This window comes from Peribacillus sp. P4_C12, assembly GCF_056402095.1.
Genome location: NZ_JBFUIB010000955.1, coordinates 1 through 941 on the forward strand (window position 1 = coordinate 1; position 941 = coordinate 941).

Below are 941 nucleotides of genomic sequence, written 5' to 3' on the forward strand. Positions count from 1 at the left end.
AGGCGATACAACAACGGACTTTATTGATAAATATATTAAAAAAATTACTGTATAAACTGTTTGTCGGGGACCGGGAGGGAAAACCGATTCGTTTCTAAAAACTAAAATTATTTGGAGGAATATGATATGGCAGAATTAAAAGCAAGTATGGCAGGAAGCGTATGGAAAATCGTAGCGGGTGAAGGTCAAAGTGTTACCGATGGACAGGATATCATAATCCTAGAATCCATGAAAATGGAAATCCCCATTGCTGCTGAGGAAGCGGGTACTGTTAAGGAACTTAAAGTAAATGAAGGGGATTTCGTAAATGAGGGCGACGTTTTGGCCGTCATTGAATAAAGAGACGGAGGGATAAAATGAATTGGCCTGAAAAAGTAACCATTAAAGAAGTGGGTCCGCGTGATGGGCTTCAAAATGAAAAGGTCATTATACCGACGCAAAGAAAAATAGACTGGATCAATCAGCTTTCTGATACTGGTCTTTCCTATATTGAAGCCACTTCTTTTGTACATCCAAAATGGATTCCTCAATTGAGTGATGCTGTGGAGGTAGCCAAGGGTATCAAAAGGAATCCAGATATCACCTATGCGGCTCTTGTTCCGAATCAAAGAGGATTGGAGTCGGCCCTAGAAGCGGATATTGATGAAATTTCAGTTTTCATGTCATCAAGTGAGACCCATAATCTAAAGAATATAAATAAAACGATTTCAGATACATTTCCTGTATTAAAGGAAGTCATCGATTCAGCAGTAAGAAGCAGGAAATCAGTTCGAGGCTATGTTTCAACCGTATTCGGGTGTCCTTATGAAGGCGAGGTTTCAATCGAACAGGTTTTCAAGGTTTGTGATCAGCTATTTGAATACGGAATCAACGAGCTATCATTAGGAGATACCATCGGTGTCGCATCTCCTAGACAGGTAGCCTTATTCCTTGAACAGGCT

At 40.2% G+C, this 941-nt stretch carries 2 protein-coding genes; both read left to right on the forward strand.

What is annotated here, in order from left to right:
• The first annotated feature begins 126 nt into the window (after window positions 1-126).
• Window positions 127-339: an acetyl-CoA carboxylase biotin carboxyl carrier protein subunit gene (locus AC1DUW_RS30525; protein ID WP_053345955.1), complete on the forward strand. Its 213-nt coding sequence runs from the start codon at window positions 127-129 to the stop codon at window positions 337-339.
• A 17-nt stretch (window positions 340-356) separates the two neighbouring features.
• Window positions 357-941: hydroxymethylglutaryl-CoA lyase (locus tag AC1DUW_RS30530; protein WP_477644407.1), on the forward strand; the 585-nt coding region annotated here is incomplete at its 3' end.

What these genes read in the sequence shown, in the direction of transcription:
- AC1DUW_RS30525 (WP_053345955.1), top strand. Translation starts at nt 127, where the DNA reads ATGGCAGAATTAAAAGCAAGTATGGCAGGAAGCGTATGGAAAATCGTA.